Source organism: Rhodococcus sp. NPDC060090, assembly GCF_042729855.1.
Taxonomy (GTDB): Bacteria; Actinomycetota; Actinomycetes; order Mycobacteriales; family Mycobacteriaceae; genus Rhodococcus.
This window is the reverse complement of the sequence record NZ_JBHWXB010000028.1, coordinates 23,519-40,119: the sequence shown is the minus strand read 5'-3', so window position 1 is coordinate 40,119 and position 16,601 is coordinate 23,519. Positions and strand designations below refer to the sequence as shown.

Genomic DNA, 16,601 nt, shown 5'->3' with positions numbered 1-16,601 from the left:
TCGGACGACTCGTCGTCGCCCGGCACCAGGTCAGCGACGGCAACAACCAATCCGAAGCGTTCAGGTCGACACGCGGGACTCAAGAAAGATCGAGGCTAACCACCTCCGCCGCCGAGGAAGATTTGCTGCGCAGCTATCGGTTGCACGCCAACGCCTACATCACCAAGCCGGTCGATTTCGTTCAGTTCGCCGACGTGGTTCGCCGGATCGACAACTTTTTCTTCCACGTCGTGCGCTTGCCCCGCCACGGCTGAACACCGTCGGCACCGCGGCATCAGGGATCTGCTCGGGATGCGGCAGCGCTGTTCTCGGGTGGACGAGGGCAGCCTCACATCTATTGACCGAGGATCGACTCGGGCATTGCAATCACATAACCATGCGTGGATCGAGGCCACTCGGCCTTGGCTGTTGAGCCGCAGGTCACTAACGTCAGCGGCACCGAGACGCTCGACGCACGCGCCTGTCCGCCGACGCTGCATTCACCACGGTCGGGCCGCCAGCAGATGCGGCGCATCTTGCACCGAGCCGGCCTCGACGAGACACCGGTGGGTTGCGGCACCGCCGACGTAGACCTCGCCGCAGCAGGAGGGCGTGCCCGCCGCTGACCCTCGTGGACAGGAGGAAACGATGCGAACCCGAAGCAGGCTTCCGAGTCTGCTCACTGTGCTGGTGTTGATATGGCTGGTCATCGGTGCTGTCGCCGCTGGGCAACGCGGCTACTACGTTGACGCCTCGACCAACTGCGCCAGTGTCGGCACCATCGCCGTCACCATCGTGGCCGGACCGTTGAACTATGCCGGAGTGAACCCGAGTATCGAATGCGAATACCCTCAACCCGATTCGTAGGAGGGTCTGTGGAGCGATACCACCGCGCCCGCCACTCCACCGCGGGGTCTGCCTCTCAGCAGACCGACCAGCCTCATGATCCTGAGCAACCGAGCAATATCTGGCACCCCGTGGATGGTCAGGTCGGGAAAGATTTCACCGCGCACGGCGCGTTCGATGAACGCGTCATGGCCTTCAGCGCACAGGCGTGGCTGTCCCGACACTGCGTGCTGATAGGAACGGCTTCAGGGGCTGTCGGTGTAGTTCTCGCTTCGGCGCTGACCGACCGTCGATCGCAGTAGTGCGGCTCCGCGCAGGGAGCAGGCGGCATCGATGCTTGCGTCATCCGGTGCAGGCAGGCATGCCGTTCCGGACGCTGCTGGCTTGTCGGGATCGATGAATCCGAATGCGATCCGCCCGACATGCTTGACGATCCAGTGCCGCTTTCTCGGCGCCAGGTACCGGCTCCGCTCACTGATCGGGGTGCGGTCATCATCGTGTGATGACCGCACGAGAGTGGAAACGCCTGTCCGAATGGCCCCTGATGATGGCGGCTCTCGCTTTTCTCGGCGCATACGCCTGGACGGTTCTTGTGAGACCGACCGGCGCATCAGCCAGCGTGGCCGACCTCGTGATGTGGGGAACGTGGGTGCTCTTCGCCGCCGATTTCGTGGCGCGTGTGCTGTTGGCAGATCGCCGGGTGCACTGGCTGGTACGCCATCTACACGAGTTGGCTATGGTCGTGCTTCCGATGTTTCGTCCGTTGCGTCTGCTCCGTCTCGTGACATTGCTCGGTGTGATGCAACGTTCTGTGGGTACGGCCGTTCGCGGCCAAGTAGTCGCCTATGCGGCAGGGGCGACGATGCTGCTGTTGGTCATCTCATCGCTTGCGATGCTCGACGCCGAACGCGATGCTCCCGAATCGTTGATCGAAACGTTTCCTGAGGCGTTGTGGTGGTCGGCAGTGACTGTCACGACGGTGGGATACGGGGATTTCGCTCCCGTGACGGCTACCGGACGGCTGATCGCGGTGGGCCTGATGATTGCCGGAATTGCACTGCTGGGCGTGATCACCGCCACCCTTGCGTCGTGGCTCGTCGAACGGGTCGGTGAGCAGGATGAGGCAAACCAGGCCGCTACCCGGGCGCAAGTATCGGAATTGGCTGCCGAGATCGCTGCGCTGCGCGAGGAGCTGCACCACTCGAACTCCCGATGACTCCACTCCTACTTCGACGCCCGCGGTGGTCGTGGCGCGCCGTGGGGATGGGCGCCGCCGCCCACGTCCACGGCGCCTGAGGACGCGGCCTAGCAACAAACCCGGCTTCGAACGCGGACACTACGACGTATCCGTCGCGGGCGCCGACGATCCGCCGACGGCCGCACCCAGAACCGCAACCGCGAACCGGCTCGGCAGTCAACCGGATACATCGCATGAATCGCTGCCCGAACTCAGTGGGGGCCCAGGCTGCGGGCCGTGGCGAGGGCATCCCGACGGGAGCGCACACCCAACTTCTTGTACAACGACCGCAGCTGCGTTTTGACGGTGTTGACGCTGACGAATTCGGCGTCCGCAATGGTCGCGGCGCTGCCACCGGAAACCAACGCGTCGAGAATGACCCGTTCACGTGGTGTCAGTCGCACCAGTGGCAGGGCGACCGGAAAGACGACGAACTCGCCGACCATCCGCTCGAGAGCGACCGGAAAATCGATCCCGAGTGATGTGAGCTCCCGGGCCAGCGAGGAGGGCACCATCGTCCACGGCCGCACGGTCCCGGTCTGCCGCGACAACACACTCGCACGATCGAGATGACGCCGGGCTTCGGTGCGGTGTCCCAGGGCGCACGCTGCGGCGGCGCCGAGCACCGCCAGTTCCATCGACACTCTGGGCCCACACTCAGGATCGGCGCTGTAGTGGTGGACCAGAGCCTCAGCGCCGGCAGGATCGTCGCGCAGCAAACAGGCCCGGGCGCGCACAGGTGCAGTGAGCGGATGCGTCGACCCCGCAATCAGGTGCCGGGCACGGTCGAGGTGACCGAGAGCTAGATTCAGGTCGGCGCGCACGACGTCGAGGAGCAGACCGGACACACCGCCGTACAGTGTCGGATAGCGCTGCAGCTCGGCTTCGATGTGCCGCAGTCCGTCTGCGGGCATCCCGGTGAGCAAGGCGTGGTGGCCGTGCACGTACAACGCGAATGCCCAGAATTCCTCGTGGTCGGCGGGGGTCCTGAGTTCGGTGAGCATGTTCAGGGCAGCGTCGGGGTCGAGCCGGTCGAGCGCGACCAGTGCGGCTGCGATCACTCCGGCGGGCCGGACGAGTGTTTCGCTCTTGCCGGGGAGCGGAGGATGGTGTTGTTCTTCCTCGATCCAGCGTTGGGCGTCGGTAGACACCCCGCGCGCCGCGTAGGTGAGGGCGAGCTTGCCGGCGGCGTCGCGCTCGACGAACATCCCCCTCCCCGCGGTGTGCGCACGACGCAGCAGCATCGTGGCCTCGCCGACGCGGTCAGCGAGCAGATAGGTGATGCCGATGTGCAGATAGTAGAAGGCATACGCATGGCGCACCGAGTCGTCGAGCGTCTCGAACACCGGTACCGGAGCGTCGGCGACCGCATCACACACCGCGGCAGCTTCGGTGAAGTACCCGCCTATGCGCAGCGTCATCGCACGCATGATCACCTCGGCGGGAGCGGGAGTGACTCCGGCGGCAGCGTCGGGTTCGGCCGCAGCGATCGGCACATCGCGAGGCGCGGCGAACTGCCGGTGGAGGCGCCGAATGGCCGCGATCGTCGGATTGCCGTCGGCGATCGCGGCGGGAATGCGTTCGACCAGGGCAGCGCCGAGGGTGCCTGGGAAACCGCTGGTGTAGAGCGATACCCAGTGCTCGCCTGCAATCGTCAAGGCCCACTTACATTGGTCGGCCGGAAATCGCTTCGGAATGTCGTGTCTCGCGCGCGCAGGCAGGGACGCTGTCTGCGATCGGTTCTGGTGGCCGGCGATGCAGAAGAGATCCACGAACTTGTTTCTCGTGCAGGAGATCTCCAGAAATCCGGCTGGAAAATCGACGGCATCTGCCTTGCTACGAACAATACAGCGGTTGCAACACCGGTTGCCATCGACGACATACCGATACTCGGAACAGACGACGACATCGCGAGAATTGCCCAGCTTCACAAATTCGACGCGGTGGCGCTCCTTCCTTCCGGACGGCATACCCACTCTCGCACAAGGAAGCTCAGCTGGGACCTCGAAGGATTCGGAGCCGACTTGCTCATCGCGCCGGTGCTCATGGACGTGGTCGGCCCGCGCCTGCACATTGCTCCGCTCGCAGGGCTACCGCTGCTCCAGATGAGCGCACCCCGCTATACAGGGCCGGCGTGGGCAGTCAAGAATATCTGCGACCGAGTCTTCGCTCTGCTCATCCTCATCAGCATCACTCCGGTGCTTTTCGCGATTGCCGCCGCGGTGAGGTACGGCAGTCCGGGACCCGTGCTCTTCCGTCAGCCGAGAGTCGGTCGCGGCGGAAAACTGTTCACCATGTACAAATTCCGCAGCATGGTCGCTGATGCCGAACAGCGTATCGGCGAGCTTGCGGATCAGGACGTCGGTGCCGGTGTGCTGTTCAAAGTCGTCGATGATCCGAGAGTCACACCCGTCGGTCGGTTCATCCGCCGGTACTCGCTCGATGAACTGCCGCAATTGTTCAACGTGGTCAAGGGCGACATGTCGCTGGTCGGTCCCCGTCCGCCGCTCGAAACAGAGGTCGCGCAATACGGCGAAGACGGTGCGGCGCGCAGGCTGTTCGTCAAGCCGGGCCTGACCGGACTGTGGCAGGTCAGCGGTCGCAGCAACCTACCGTGGGAGGAGGCGGTCCGGGCCGACCTCCGCTATGTCGAGAACTGGACGTTCGCAATGGACCTGTCGATCCTGCGCCGAACACTACGAGCCGTTCTTCGCAGCGACGGAGCGTACTGAAACATCAACCAATAGCGTTGTGTAAGAAAGATATACCGAGAGAAGGGCTGTTCTGATGCTGCTGGTGACCGGAGGTGCAGGGTATATCGGCACACATGTCACTCGGGCCCTGTCGACGTCCGGTCGCGAGGTGGTGGTCGTCGACGATCTATCCAGCGGGCACCCGGAACTGCTCCCCGCCGAAGTGCCCGTCGAAGTGGGTAGCGTCCTCGACACCGACTTTCTGATGGACGTGATCGACATGTACGACGTCGACGCCGTGGTGCACCTCGCAGGCTGGAAAGCTTTCGACGAGTCCATCACTCGCCCCTCCTACTACTACCGGCAGAACGTGCACGGCATGCAGAGTGTCCTCGCCGCGATGGTGCGACTGGATGTTCGGAGGATCGTGTTCTCGTCGAGCGCCGCGGTATACGGAACCGTCGACGACGGTACCGTAACCGAGGAGACTCCGGCCATTCCGGAATCTCCCTACGGGCGAACCAAATTGATCTGTGAATGGCTGCTGCGCGACGTTGCCGCTGCCGAAGGAATCGACTGGGTCGCACTCCGTTACTTCAATGTGGCCGGCGCCGGCGACATGAAACTCGCCGACCGAGGCGTCCACAATCTCATCCCTCGGGTGTTCCAGGCGATCGACCGCGGAGAGCGACCCTCGGTGTTCGGAGACACCTACGACACCCCCGACGGCACGTGCATCCGCGACTACATCCACGTCACCGACCTTGCTGACGCACACGCCACGGTCATCGACGCCATGGACAGCGCTCCGATGGCGTCCGTCTACAACGTCGGGTGCGGGTACGGCGCCAGTGTGCTCGATGTGATGCGCGCGGCACAGCAGGCGAGTGGCGTGCCGTTCGATTGGCAAATCGACGAACCTCGAGCCGGCGACCCTGCCAGCGTGGTCGCCGATGCCACCCGGATCCGCACCGAACTCGGCTGGAAGGCACGCCATGACCTCGACGACATCGTCAGCAGCGCATGGGAGGCATGGTCGGTGTCGAGGAAGGCCACGATGACTGCGTCGAGACAGGGCGCTGCACTCGCGGTGGGGGCCCTGTAAACCCCTCGAGGGTCCCCACTGTCCGAGCCTGCGCGGGTGATCTTCGTGATCGCCCGCGTAGGCGCGTTCACCTGCGGTTCTTCGCGCGTGTGGAAGATGGAGGAGTGTATCCCGCTCCACGACGTCGTCGCTCGGCTTGGCCGCTGTTCGTGTTCAGCGCGCTGATAGTGGCGGTGATCATCGCGGTGGGTTCCAACCTTCGCTCACCCCAGTTGCCGCGAATTGAGGTTCCCGACGGTGTCCCTCCGGTCCCCGGTGTGCCCGTGCCGCCGATCGACTTCGAGGGACCGGGCCGAACCTCCGCGCTCCTGCGTGACTGGGCCGAACCGCAGGCCGACACCCTGGGCGTCCCAGTGATCGCACTCGAGGCCTACGGGCACGCCGCGGCGGTCCTGAGTGCCTCGGATCCCGGATGCGGATTGGCCTGGACCACGCTCGCGGGAATCGGCAGCGTCGAGAGCAACCACGGCAGGCACGGGGGAGCGAGCCTCGACGAGAACGGAACCGCGAACCCGGAGATCCGAGGGGTTCCGCTCGACGGCGGGCCCGGCCTCGCCGAGATCCGCGACACCGACGGCGGCGAACTCGACGGCGACCCGATCCTCGACAGAGCGATGGGACCCATGCAGTTCATCCCGGAGACGTGGAAGCGCTGGGGCGTCGACGCGAATGGCGACGGCATCGCCGACCCGGACAACATCGACGATGCGGCATTGAGTGCGGGCAGATATCTGTGCGACCGCGGTGGCGACCTGACCACCGCGGAAGGCTGGACGAGGGCCCTGATGGCCTACAACCTGTCGGGCGATTATCTCGCCCTCGTACGCGACCGTGCTGCCGCATACGGGGTCGGTGTGCGGCCATGAACGCAGACCTGACGACCAGGCCGACGCTCCCGCACTTCTCCGGGCGGCGCGCCCGTGCTTCACTGCCTGGTCGCGGCGGTTACGCTGTCTTCAGCGTGCAGACCCCGCAGCGTGAAGTCCATCGAAGGAGAATCAGCCAGTGGCCATCATTGAGCAGGTAGGAGCCCGCGAGATCCTCGACTCCCGTGGCAACCCCACAGTCGAGGTCGAGGTGCTGCTCGACGACGGAAGTTTCGCTCGCGCTGCCGTGCCGTCCGGTGCCTCCACCGGCGAGCACGAAGCCGTCGAGCTGCGTGACGGCGGCGACCGCTACAACGGCAAGGGCGTCGAGAACGCCGTCGAGGCCGTCCTCGACGAGATCGCCCCGGCCATCATCGGCCTGGATGCCACCGAACAGCGCACCGTCGACCAGGCGCTGCTCGACGCCGACGGCACCCCCGACAAGGGTCGTCTCGGCGCGAACTCCCTGCTCGGTGCGTCGCTCGCCGTCGCCAAGGCCGGTGCAGAGGCCTCCGGCCTCGAGCTGTACCGCTACCTGGGAGGGCCCAACGCCCACATCCTGCCCGTGCCGATGATGAACATCCTCAACGGCGGCGCACACGCCGACACCGGTGTCGACGTCCAGGAGTTCATGGTCGCCCCGATCGGCGCCGCCACCTTCAAGGAGTCCCTGCGCTGGGGCACCGAGGTGTACCACGCGCTCAAGTCGGTGCTCAAGGCCAAGGGCCTGGCCACCGGCCTCGGCGACGAGGGCGGCTTCGCGCCGGACGTCGCGGGCACCAGGGAAGCACTCGACCTGATCAGCGAGGCCATCGCCAAGACCGGCCTGAAGCTGGGCAGCGATGTCGCGCTCGCGCTCGACGTCGCCGCCACCGAGTTCTACACCGAGGGCACCGGCTACGCATTCGAGGGCAAGAACCGCACCGCCGCCGAGCTCGCGGACTTCTACGACGACCTGCTCTCGGCATACCCGCTGGTCTCCATCGAGGACCCGCTGTCGGAAGACGACTGGGATGGCTGGGTCGCGCTCACCGACAAGATCGGCAACAAGATCCAGCTCGTCGGCGACGACCTGTTCGTCACCAACCCGGAGCGCCTCGAAGACGGAATCGTCAAGGGTGCGGCCAACGCGCTGCTGGTGAAGGTCAACCAGATCGGCACCCTCACCGAGACCCTCGACGCCGTCGATCTCGCGCATCGCAACGGATACAAGACGATGATGAGCCACCGGTCCGGTGAAACCGAGGACACCACCATCGCCGACCTGGCCGTCGCTGTGGGCAGCGGCCAGATCAAGACCGGTGCCCCGGCCCGCAGCGAGCGTGTCGCCAAATACAACCAGCTTCTGCGCATCGAGGAATCGCTCGGCGACGCTGCCCGCTACGCCGGCGAGCTCGCGTTCCCGCGCTTCAACATCGAGGGCTGAAGTCAGGTATGAGTCAGCGCGGTAGATCCCGACCCGGCGCCCGCCGCAGCCGCACCGAGGGTGCGGTGGGGGCCCGTCGTCCCAGTCGGACACGTCCGTCGGGATCTACCGCCCCGGCCGACCTCGGTCCGGAGACCGCGGGTGCACGGCCCGCAGGTCGAGAAGATCCCGCTCACTCGTCCCGACGTGGGCGAGGGAGCACGGGCCGTGCGCGGCCAACTCGCGTCGGAGCTCCACGCGACGGGCGTCGTCCCCGCACCGAACGCACCATCCTCGGGCTGTCCACCGGACGCGCAGTGATCCTGGCCCTCGTCGTATGCGGACTCGCATTGACTCTTGCGGTGCCGCTGCGCACCTACGTCAGCCAACGCTCGGAAGCCGAGCAGATCGCGCAGGAACGCGAACAGCTCGAGCGCGAGATCTCGGCGCTCGAAGAGCAGAAGGCGCACATCGAAGACCCCGCCTGGGTCCGGGCGGAGGCACGCAATCGTCTGGGTTTCGTGATGCCCGGCGACATCCCGTACCAGGTCCAGCTGCCCGGCGACGTGACCCTCGTCGACGAGGAGAAGGAGCCGGAAACACCGTCCACCGGCGCTTGGTACAGCGACCTGTGGCTCTCGGTGGTCGAACCGCCACCCGAACCCGACACCGACCCGGTGCCGCAGCACATGCCCGTGGCACCCCCAGAACCAGGAGATATTCCCGGGTGACCGCTCCCGTTCCGCAGGAAGACCTCGACGCCGTCGCCGCCCAGCTCGGGCGCGAACCCCGCGGTGTCCTCGCCATCGCCTACCGCAGCCCCGACGGCGCGCCCGGTGTGGTCAAGACCGCACCGAAGCTGCCCGACGGCACGCCCTTCCCCACGCTGTACTACCTGACCGACCCTCGGCTCACCGCCGAAGCGAGTCGTCAGGAATCGGCCGGTGTGATGCGGGAGATGACGGAGCGCCTCGACACCGACACCGACCTCGCTGCCGCGTACCACCGTGCCCACAAGTCGTACCTCGACGAGCGTAACGCCATCGAATCCCTCGGCACCGACTTCACCGGTGGTGGCATGCCCGACCGCGTCAAGTGCCTGCACGTGCTGATTGCTCATTCGCTTGCCAAGGGGCCGGGTCTCAACCCGTTGGGCGACGAATCGGTGGCGCTCGCCGCCGACGCAGGCCTCCGCGGCACCGCGATCCCCGCCGACTGGCCCACGTACGCCGAGCTGCGCGGAGAACCTCAGTGAGCACCGTCCGTGTTGCCGGCATCGACTGCGGCACCAACTCGATCCGGTTGCTGATCGCCGACATCGCCTCCGATGGCACCCTCACCGACGTCACCCGGCTCATGAAGGTCGTGCGGCTCGGGCAGGGCGTCGACGCGACGGGTCGCCTTGCGCCCGAAGCGATCGAACGTACCCGCGTCGCACTGGTCGAATACGCGGACCTCATCCGCGAGACCGGCGCCACCGCCGTGCGGATGGTCGCGACATCGGCGACCCGCGACGCGCAGAACCGCGAGGACTTCTTCGCCATGACCCGCGACGTGCTCGGTGCCGTGATCCCCGGTGCCGAAGCCGAAGTCATCACGGGCGACGAAGAAGCGCGCCTGTCGTTCGCTGGAGCGGTGGGTGAACTCGACCCGGCACGTGGGCCTTTCGTCGTCGTCGACCTCGGTGGCGGTTCCACCGAAGTGGTCCTGGGCGATGAAAACGGTGTGCACGCAGCATATTCCACAGATATCGGCTGCGTGCGTTTGACCGAGCGATGCCTGCACGACGACCCGCCCACCGCGGATCAGGTCGCGGCTGCGCGCATGGTCGCGGGGGAGAAGATCGCCGAAGCGCTCGAACACGTGCCCGTCGAGAAGGCACAGACGTGGGTGGGTGTCGCGGGCACCATGACCACCCTCGCCGCGCTCGCCCACGACCTCGACGAGTACGACCCGGCGAAGATCCATCTGTCGTCGGTCCCGTTCGGGCGGTTGAAGGAAGTGTGTGACGGGCTCGTCGCCGCGACCCGCGCCGAACGTGCGGCTCTCGGACCTATGCACGAAGGACGCGTCGACGTCATCGGTGGTGGTGCGATCGTGACCACCGTGCTTGCCGAGGAACTCGGTCGCCGTGCCGGAATCACCGAACTCGTGGTGAGCGAGCACGACATCCTCGACGGCATCGCGATGTCGCTCGCGCGATGATGTATCCGCGACCATCTCAGCTTCCCGCGTGCGCGATTGCAGTCGCGGGAAGCTGGGATCGTCGCGACTGGCTCACACGCTAGTGTGAGCCGGACGCCCCTATAGCCCAATTGGCAGAGGCAGCGGACTTAAAATCCGCACAGTGTCGGTTCGAGTCCGACTGGGGGCACAGGTCAAGGGAGAGTTGTAAGGTCCATCTGCAGAACTCACGACGGACGACGCTGTGCCTGACGGCGGAGGCCGCGCTTCTCTGCTTCTGATACGAAGTCGTGGTGGGATTCGCGGGCAGGTTCGATGGAGTCGAGTTCCCCCTCGGCGATGAAATATTGGATTCGCTGGTCCCAGAACGCCACGCCCTCGACAACTTCATCGTCCGACAAGCTGCTGGGATTTCGGAAGTTGTCCATGTCCTGACCTCTCGTCGTGAGTGAATGTGCCGGGCTGCGCCGACCGATCTGACTGCTGGCACCGGGGGTGCTGCCGCGGCCTCGGCAGACACCCCGGCTACCGGAAGTAGTACCCGTTTGTACGGTGGATACTCTCTCCGGAATATCACGGTAGGGGCGATGGGCGAAGCTTTTGCGGCACCAGGAAGCCGATAATGGGTTGACCGGTACCGATACCGTGAACGGCACAGACTCGGTGTCCGGATTCGACAGACCCGGGTCGCCCTGAAACCAGAACGGAGCTGAAGCGATGTCCCCGCGGATCGAACGGCGGATTGCGAACTTCGCATCCATCCTCGACGAGACCACTCGTGGCCAGGCCGAGGCCTTGACGAAGCTGCCGTTCGTTCGTCCGCACATCGCGCTGATGCCCGACGCCCACGCAGGCAAGGGCTCCTCGGTGGGCACTGTCATTCCCACCATCGGCGCGGTCATCCCCGCTGCGGTGGGCGTCGATATCGGGTGCGGCATGATCGCCGTGCGCACCTGCTACACCCGCACCGACCTCACCCATGCCTTCTCCGAGGGTCTCGAAGCCGGCCCGCTCACACGCCTGCGCGAGGCCATCGAAGAGGCGATACCGCTGTCCCCTGGCAACTACAACAAGCGCCGGGACCGTTTCGCGTTCACCCGCGAAAAGATCGACGAGCTCGAACAGCTCGCCGCCGAACGCGAGGTGGATCTGTCGCATTCTCCGAAGTGGCGCGAGCAGCTCGGGTCGCTCGGTGGCGGAAACCATTTCATCGAGTTGTGTCTCGATGACACCGAGCGGGTGTGGCTGTTTCTGCATTCCGGTTCCCGCGGGGTGGGCAACAAGATCGCCCAGAAGCACATCGCAATCGCCCAGCGACTGTGCGCCCAGTGGTTCGTCCCGTTGGCAGACAAGGACCATGCGTACCTGCCGGAAGGCACGCCGGAGTTCGACCGCTACCTTGACGAGCTGCATTGGGCGCAGCGTTTCGCCTACCTCAACCGCGCCGAGATGATGGACCGATACCTCACTGTGTTCGCCGACTGGCTCGGCGTGGACGCGGCCGTGGTCGAGGTGGAGCGGGTCAATACACACCACAACTACACCCAGCGTGAACAGCACTTGGGGCAGTCGGTCTGGTTGACCCGCAAGGGTGCGATCGATGCGCACGACGGGGTGATCGGTATCATTCCAGGAAGTATGGGCACTCGCTCGTACATCGTGCGAGGCAAGGGAAATCGTCCCGGTCTCCAGTCCGCGCCACACGGCGCCGGGCGGCGTTTCTCCCGGGCGGAAGCCAAGCGTCGGTTCACCGAAGCCGATCTGGCTACGCGGATGGCGGGTATCGAGTACCGGCACGGCGCGGAGTGGATCGACGAGATCCCGGACGCCTACAAGGACATCGATGTGGTGATGGAGGATGCTCGCGACTTGGTTGAGGTGGTGCATGAGCTGCGTCAAATCCTCAACGTCAAAGGCACCTGACCCGTTCGATCCGAGTGGTTCGCCGCCCACTCAGGAAATAGAGACCGGCCCAGCCGGCGGGCCGTGGTGGGACATGCCGAACGCGTCTGGTTCTCCGCGGGCATACCGGAGCGACCCGTCGGGTACGCGCAGAAATATGACTACCGACCACACTGATCCCGATCCGTCCCTTCGCGTGCCCGTGGGGCATGAAGAGATTGTGATCAACAACCGTTACGAGGCCGCGTCGATCGTCAATGACGTGCTGATCGCAGTGTTCTTTCTCGTCGGCAGCGTGCTGTTCTTCTTCGAGTCCACCCAGATGGCCGGTACCTGGCTGTTCTTCTTCGGGTCGTTGGACTTCCTCGCCCGCCCGGTGATCCGGCTCGGCCGGCGCATCCACTTGCGCCGTCTGGGATCGCGTACCGGGTCCGATGACCGTGATTTCGACTATTGAGCAGCGGACTGTCGAACAGCACCGGGGCGACCGACCGTGAACGAGAGGAGCGGGGCAAGACCGATCATGCGGTCACGATGGCCTGTGCGGCGATCTCCTTGAGTTTCGCATTGGCCCAGCGAAGTTGACGCAGGGTCTGCGGATGGCAACGTTTCGTGGCGGCGAGTAGTTCGCGGTCGTTCAATGCCTGAGCGGACTGGGCGAGGATCTCCCAGTCCAAGGAGACGCCGGCCGCCTTGCGATGGATCTCCCGTAAGTCACGCAGCAACAGAAGACTCGGTGCGTGATGCCGACCCAGCAGTTCGCTTCCCTTCTGTCGGAGCTGCGCCAAGATGTTCGGGTCCTTGTCGGGCTCGGCATCCATATCCAAGTCGTAGTCCCGCCCGACGTGGGCGAGCTCGGTCACGTGTTGCTGAGACCAGCGAGCGAGATCTCTTCCGAGGTAGTAGATCTCGTGGTCGACTTTGTGGCGGTCCGAAATCTGCAGAAGTTCGCTCGCCAGATCGTTCTCGGACCGATGCAGCTCCTCGATCACCATCGCAACCTTGTTCACGACGCGCCTCCAGGTGCCTCGACGAGTGTCTCGGATACATTCGCGTCCGAGCCGCCTGTAGTCTCGGGGATCCCGGCACTCACCGGTTTCGACGCGGTGATCGTGGGTGCAGCGGACGGGATATCGTTGCTGAACCGGACACGCTCCACGCGGGCGGCGCCACTCTTGAAGAGCGGTTGTTTCGATGCCAGATCCCAGTCGGTGATCGTCAGTTCGTTCGCGGCGCGCCCTTCGATGCCCGGCTCGTGTCCGGCCGGGGTGTCCCAGTAGCCGTAATGGAAGGGGAGGAACAGCACGCCGTCGCGAATGCCGCTGATCCGTAGCTTCGCCTCCACATGGCCGCGCGGCGTGGTGATGCGTAGCAGGTCGCCCTCGGAGTATCCGTGCCGTGTGGAGTCGGTTGCCGACATCTCGATCCACACCTCCGGCGCAGCCTGCTGAAGCTGCGGTGCCCGAGCGGTCTTGGTGCGTGTGTGGAAGTGATAGAGCGTGCGGCCGGTGGTCAACATGTAGGGGTACTCCTCCGACACGGTTTCGTGCGGTGGAAGGTATTCACCAGCTTTGATGACCGCCTTGCCCCACGGGTTCATCGCTTTGTATTCGGTGGGGGACAGTGGTGCACCGGTCACCATGTCGCGGCCGTAACTCTCACAGTAATCGGGGGCAGCCCAAAACTTTCCGTCCGAATAGAGACGTTCGGTGCCGCTGGGTTCTTCATCGTTGCACGGCCATTGGACACCGCTTCCGCCGCGCAACATGCCGTAACTGATTCCGGTGTAGTCGCACGGCCGTCCGGCCGTGCACTCCTTCCATGCTTCGAACGCCTCTTCCGGTGTGGACCACTTCACGAGCGGCGCTCCGTCCTTGTCCCGCAGATCGAGTCGGTGTGCGTAGTCGACGAAGATGTCGAAGTCCGATCGAGCGTCTCCCGGCGGCTCGATCGCCTTGTCCGACAGGTGTACCGTCCGGTCGACGTTGGTGAATGTCCCGGTCTTCTCACCCCACGTCGCCGCGGGCAGCACGACATCGGCCAGCTGTGCGGTCTCGGAGAGGAAGATGTCCTGTACCACCAGGAACAGCCGTTCTTGGGTGAGGATCTCGCGAATGCGATTCAACTCCGGCAAGGACACCGCCGGGTTCGTGCCGTTGACGTAGAGGAACCGGATCGAGCCGTCCTCGACGTACCGCATCATCTGCATGAGGTGAGTGGGTGCGGTGTAGTGGGGGATCCGCATCGGATCGATGTTCCACACCCGTCCGAGCTCTTCGAGATGTTGGTCGTTCGCCCAGTTCCGAAAACCGGGGAGGTCGCCGTCGGCGCCGCACTCGCGAGTGTTCTGTGCGGTGGGCTGGCCATTCATCTGCAGCACCCCGCAGCCGGCTTTTCCCAGCATGCCGCGCACCAGATGCACGTTGTTGACCTGCACCGCGGCCGCGGTGGCCTGATGCGATTGATAGAAGCCCTGCAAGACGGTCGAGAGAAGTCGCTGGGCCGTGCCGAGGAGGCGGGCGGCCTCGCGGAGATCAGCGAGTGGGACGTCGCACACCTCGGCGGCCTTCTCGATCGGGTACTGCTCGAGTTGTGTGCGCAACTCGTCGAATCCGATGGTGTGGGTGTCGATGTAGTCCTGGTCGATCCAGCCCCGGTGCAGGATCTCGTGCAGTAGCCCGTTCATGAGCATCACGTTGGTGCCCGGTCGCGGCGCCAGGTGCACCGTGGCGGCACGAGCGACGGGCGTCTCCCTCGGATCGACGCAGATCACGGACGGCGGATTCGGGCCGGCGAGCCGGTCGAGCACCCGTGTCCACAGCACCGTCTGTGTCTCGGCCATGTTGTGCCCGTACAACGCGATGACGTCGGCATGATCGACGTCAGTGTAGGAACCGGGCTGACCGTCGCACCCGAATGACTCCTTGAGCGCCGCCGCGGCAGTGGCGGTACACAGCCGGGTGTTGCCGTCCATGTGGTTGGTGCCGATACCGCCGTGTCCGATGAGAGCCAGCGTGTAGTACTCCTCCAGGAACAACTGACCGGTGGTGTAGAAACCGACGGAACTGGGGCCGCGCTCGGCCAGCAGTTCCTTCGTTCGGCCGGCCACGGCATCCATTGCTGTGTCCCAATCCGTTTCCACCAGCTTGCCGTTGCGGCGAATCAGCGGCACGGTGAGCCGATCCGGTGAATGGTTCGCCTGCCAGCCGAAGAGGTCTTTCGGGCCGAGCCGACCGTGGTTGACCCGGTCGACCGCGCGGCCACGCACCCCGGCGATGCGTCCGTCCTTCACCGCGATGTCCAGGCCGTCGCCGTTCGAGTGCAGGATCGACGCCGATTGCACCCATGTGTCCACGTCGTCGTCTGTGAGTCCGTCGGCGAGATACGAATCGACACGGGTCGGCCAGGGCTGTCCGGGTCCGTAAGGCGTGCGCATGCCCCAGGGCTCTCGGATGCGGTCCACAGTTGTCATGGCATCGGCGGTACCCGAGAGCACCGCCTCCAAACGCTTACGGCGTGAGTCGCGTGTTTTCCACATATCGTGGCGGCATGACCACCATCGGCATCGTATTCCCGCCCAGCCAGCCACCTGAGCGCCTTCGCGACGTCGCCCTGGCGGCCGAAGCCGCCGATATCGAAGAATTCTGGCTCTGGGAGGACTGTTTCGCGGAGTCGGGGCTGGCTCCCGCCGCCGCCGTCCTCGCGTGGACGAATCGTATCCGTGTCGGGATCAGTCTCATTCCCGTGCCGCTGCGCAACGTCGCTCTTTCGGCCATGGAGATCGCGACGATCGAGCGACTCTTCCCGGGCCGTCTGCTTCCCGGTTTCGGCCACGGTATCCTCGAGTGGATGGGTCAGGCCGGTGTGCGTGCGAAGTCGCCCATCACGCTGTTGCGTGAATACAGCACTGCGCTTCGCTCGTTGCTCGACGGCGAGACCGTCACCACCCAGGGCGACTACGTCCGCCTCGACAATGTACGTCTGGCGTATCCGCCCGAGTCGGTACCACCCTTGTTGATAGGGGCGACCAAACCCAAGTCACTCGCCATCGCGGGCGAACTCGGTGACGGCGTCCTGCTCGGGGGTGGCAACGAGACGCCCGACGAGTTGCGACAGAGCCTGCGTGTCGCCCTGCAGGCCCGCGAAGCGAAGAGCATCGACCCCCCGTTCGACGTCGTCATGCCGGTGATGGTGCCTGCCGACGCGTCTGCTGCGGATATCGAGGAGGCAGCCCGTCCGTATGCGGAGGCGGGTGCCACGCGGCTCACCGTCTGTGGCATCGACGCAGAGGGAGCGCCGGACGGCAGCGAGCGATTGCTGCGACTGGTGGACGCTGTCGCGGAGGTCCGAACGCGGTTCGCGTAAACCCTGTCGGTCTTCCTAC

General features: G+C 65.1%; 17 protein-coding genes, 1 tRNA gene and 1 pseudogene. 14 read left to right on the top strand and 5 right to left on the bottom strand.

Features of this window, described 5'->3' with window-relative positions:
- Together ACFWCF_RS25415 and ACFWCF_RS25410 are read left to right on the top strand one after the other, a co-directional pair.
- Positions 1–254, top strand: a pseudogene (locus ACFWCF_RS25415) (hypothetical protein); the annotation flags it as partial.
- Between the two features lie 373 nt (positions 255–627).
- Positions 628–846: a hypothetical protein gene (locus ACFWCF_RS25410; protein WP_378567668.1), complete on the top strand. Its 219-nt coding sequence runs from the start codon at positions 628–630 to the stop codon at positions 844–846.
- Positions 847–1,070: 224 nt separating this feature from the next.
- Here the strand turns inward: ACFWCF_RS25410 and ACFWCF_RS25405 are convergent, their stop codons facing one another.
- On the bottom strand, positions 1,071–1,337 hold the full coding sequence (locus ACFWCF_RS25405) for a hypothetical protein (RefSeq protein ID WP_378567665.1): 267 nt from the start codon (positions 1,335–1,337) through the stop codon (positions 1,071–1,073).
- On the opposite strand from ACFWCF_RS25405, the gene ACFWCF_RS25400 reads away from it, so the two are divergent.
- Positions 1,328–2,041, top strand: coding sequence for a potassium channel family protein (locus ACFWCF_RS25400; protein ID WP_378567662.1), 714 nt, complete (start codon positions 1,328–1,330; stop codon positions 2,039–2,041). The genes ACFWCF_RS25405 and ACFWCF_RS25400 overlap by 10 nt on opposite strands.
- A 233-nt stretch (positions 2,042–2,274) precedes the next feature.
- Here the strand turns inward: ACFWCF_RS25400 and ACFWCF_RS25395 are convergent, their stop codons facing one another.
- A complete protein-coding gene (locus ACFWCF_RS25395; RefSeq protein ID WP_378567659.1) occupies positions 2,275–3,720 on the bottom strand; it encodes a LuxR C-terminal-related transcriptional regulator in 1,446 nt (481 codons plus the stop codon).
- On the opposite strand from ACFWCF_RS25395, the gene ACFWCF_RS25390 reads away from it, so the two are divergent.
- The 8 genes from ACFWCF_RS25390 to ACFWCF_RS25355 all read left to right on the top strand — a co-directional run bounded on the left by ACFWCF_RS25390 (position 3,700) and on the right by ACFWCF_RS25355 (position 10,505).
- Positions 3,700–4,794 (top strand): sugar transferase, encoded by a 1,095-nt coding sequence (locus tag ACFWCF_RS25390; RefSeq protein ID WP_378567656.1) that lies wholly within the window; start codon positions 3,700–3,702, stop codon positions 4,792–4,794. The genes ACFWCF_RS25395 and ACFWCF_RS25390 overlap by 21 nt on opposite strands.
- Positions 4,795–4,849: 55 nt before the next feature.
- Positions 4,850–5,860 carry a UDP-glucose 4-epimerase GalE gene (gene galE / locus ACFWCF_RS25385; RefSeq protein ID WP_378567653.1) on the top strand — a complete coding sequence of 337 codons (1,011 nt, stop codon included), beginning with the start codon at positions 4,850–4,852 and terminating at the stop codon, positions 5,858–5,860.
- Between the two features lie 104 nt (positions 5,861–5,964).
- Complete coding sequence (locus ACFWCF_RS25380) at positions 5,965–6,726, top strand: lytic transglycosylase domain-containing protein (RefSeq protein WP_378567650.1); 762 nt, start codon at positions 5,965–5,967, stop codon at positions 6,724–6,726.
- A 139-nt stretch (positions 6,727–6,865) separates the two neighbouring features.
- Positions 6,866–8,152: a phosphopyruvate hydratase gene (gene eno, locus ACFWCF_RS25375; protein ID WP_378490394.1), complete on the top strand. Its 1,287-nt coding sequence runs from the start codon at positions 6,866–6,868 to the stop codon at positions 8,150–8,152.
- 296 nt (positions 8,153–8,448) lie between these two features.
- Entirely contained in the window at positions 8,449–8,862 is a 414-nt protein-coding gene (locus tag ACFWCF_RS25370; protein WP_378567647.1) for a septum formation initiator family protein, read from the top strand.
- A complete protein-coding gene (locus ACFWCF_RS25365) occupies positions 8,859–9,386 on the top strand; it encodes a DUF501 domain-containing protein (protein ID WP_378567644.1) in 528 nt (175 codons plus the stop codon). The genes ACFWCF_RS25370 and ACFWCF_RS25365 overlap by 4 nt, the downstream gene beginning before the upstream one ends.
- On the top strand, positions 9,383–10,336 hold the full coding sequence (locus tag ACFWCF_RS25360) for an exopolyphosphatase (RefSeq protein WP_378567641.1): 954 nt from the start codon (positions 9,383–9,385) through the stop codon (positions 10,334–10,336). The genes ACFWCF_RS25365 and ACFWCF_RS25360 overlap by 4 nt, the downstream gene beginning before the upstream one ends.
- 95 nt (positions 10,337–10,431) lie before the next feature.
- Positions 10,432–10,505, top strand: a tRNA-Leu gene (locus ACFWCF_RS25355).
- A gap of 37 nt (positions 10,506–10,542) precedes the next feature.
- On the opposite strand, the gene ACFWCF_RS25350 is transcribed toward ACFWCF_RS25355, so the two are convergent.
- A complete protein-coding gene (locus tag ACFWCF_RS25350; RefSeq protein WP_378567638.1) occupies positions 10,543–10,743 on the bottom strand; it encodes a hypothetical protein in 201 nt (66 codons plus the stop codon).
- 289 nt (positions 10,744–11,032) lie between these two features.
- Between ACFWCF_RS25350 and ACFWCF_RS25345 the strand changes: the two genes are divergently transcribed.
- Complete coding sequence (locus ACFWCF_RS25345; RefSeq protein WP_378567635.1) at positions 11,033–12,238, top strand: RtcB family protein; 1,206 nt, start codon at positions 11,033–11,035, stop codon at positions 12,236–12,238.
- A 199-nt stretch (positions 12,239–12,437) separates the two neighbouring features.
- Positions 12,438–12,674 (top strand): YrhK family protein, encoded by a 237-nt coding sequence (locus ACFWCF_RS25340; RefSeq protein WP_378567632.1) that lies wholly within the window; start codon positions 12,438–12,440, stop codon positions 12,672–12,674.
- Between the two features lie 64 nt (positions 12,675–12,738).
- Here the strand turns inward: ACFWCF_RS25340 and ACFWCF_RS25335 are convergent, their stop codons facing one another.
- Complete coding sequence (locus ACFWCF_RS25335) at positions 12,739–13,227, bottom strand: hypothetical protein (protein WP_378567629.1); 489 nt, start codon at positions 13,225–13,227, stop codon at positions 12,739–12,741.
- Positions 13,224–15,689, bottom strand: coding sequence for a molybdopterin oxidoreductase family protein (locus tag ACFWCF_RS25330; RefSeq protein WP_378567626.1), 2,466 nt, complete (start codon positions 15,687–15,689; stop codon positions 13,224–13,226). Before ACFWCF_RS25330 ends, ACFWCF_RS25335 begins: the two co-directional genes overlap by 4 nt.
- 77 nt (positions 15,690–15,766) lie before the next feature.
- On the opposite strand from ACFWCF_RS25330, the gene ACFWCF_RS25325 reads away from it, so the two are divergent.
- Positions 15,767–16,582 (top strand): LLM class flavin-dependent oxidoreductase, encoded by an 816-nt coding sequence (locus ACFWCF_RS25325; RefSeq protein WP_378567623.1) that lies wholly within the window; start codon positions 15,767–15,769, stop codon positions 16,580–16,582.
- Positions 16,583–16,601: the final 19 nt, after the last annotated feature.

What these genes read in the sequence shown, in the direction of transcription:
- ACFWCF_RS25410 (WP_378567668.1), top strand. Translation starts at nt 628, where the DNA reads ATGCGAACCCGAAGCAGGCTTCCGAGTCTGCTCACTGTGCTGGTGTTG.
- ACFWCF_RS25400 (WP_378567662.1), top strand. Translation starts at nt 1,328, where the DNA reads ATGACCGCACGAGAGTGGAAACGCCTGTCCGAATGGCCCCTGATGATG.
- galE (WP_378567653.1), top strand. Translation starts at nt 4,850, where the DNA reads ATGCTGCTGGTGACCGGAGGTGCAGGGTATATCGGCACACATGTCACT.
- ACFWCF_RS25350 (WP_378567638.1), bottom strand. Translation starts at nt 10,743, where the DNA reads ATGGACAACTTCCGAAATCCCAGCAGCTTGTCGGACGATGAAGTTGTC.
- ACFWCF_RS25345 (WP_378567635.1), top strand. Translation starts at nt 11,033, where the DNA reads ATGTCCCCGCGGATCGAACGGCGGATTGCGAACTTCGCATCCATCCTC.
- ACFWCF_RS25330 (WP_378567626.1), bottom strand. Translation starts at nt 15,689, where the DNA reads ATGACAACTGTGGACCGCATCCGAGAGCCCTGGGGCATGCGCACGCCT.
- ACFWCF_RS25325 (WP_378567623.1), top strand. Translation starts at nt 15,767, where the DNA reads ATGACCACCATCGGCATCGTATTCCCGCCCAGCCAGCCACCTGAGCGC.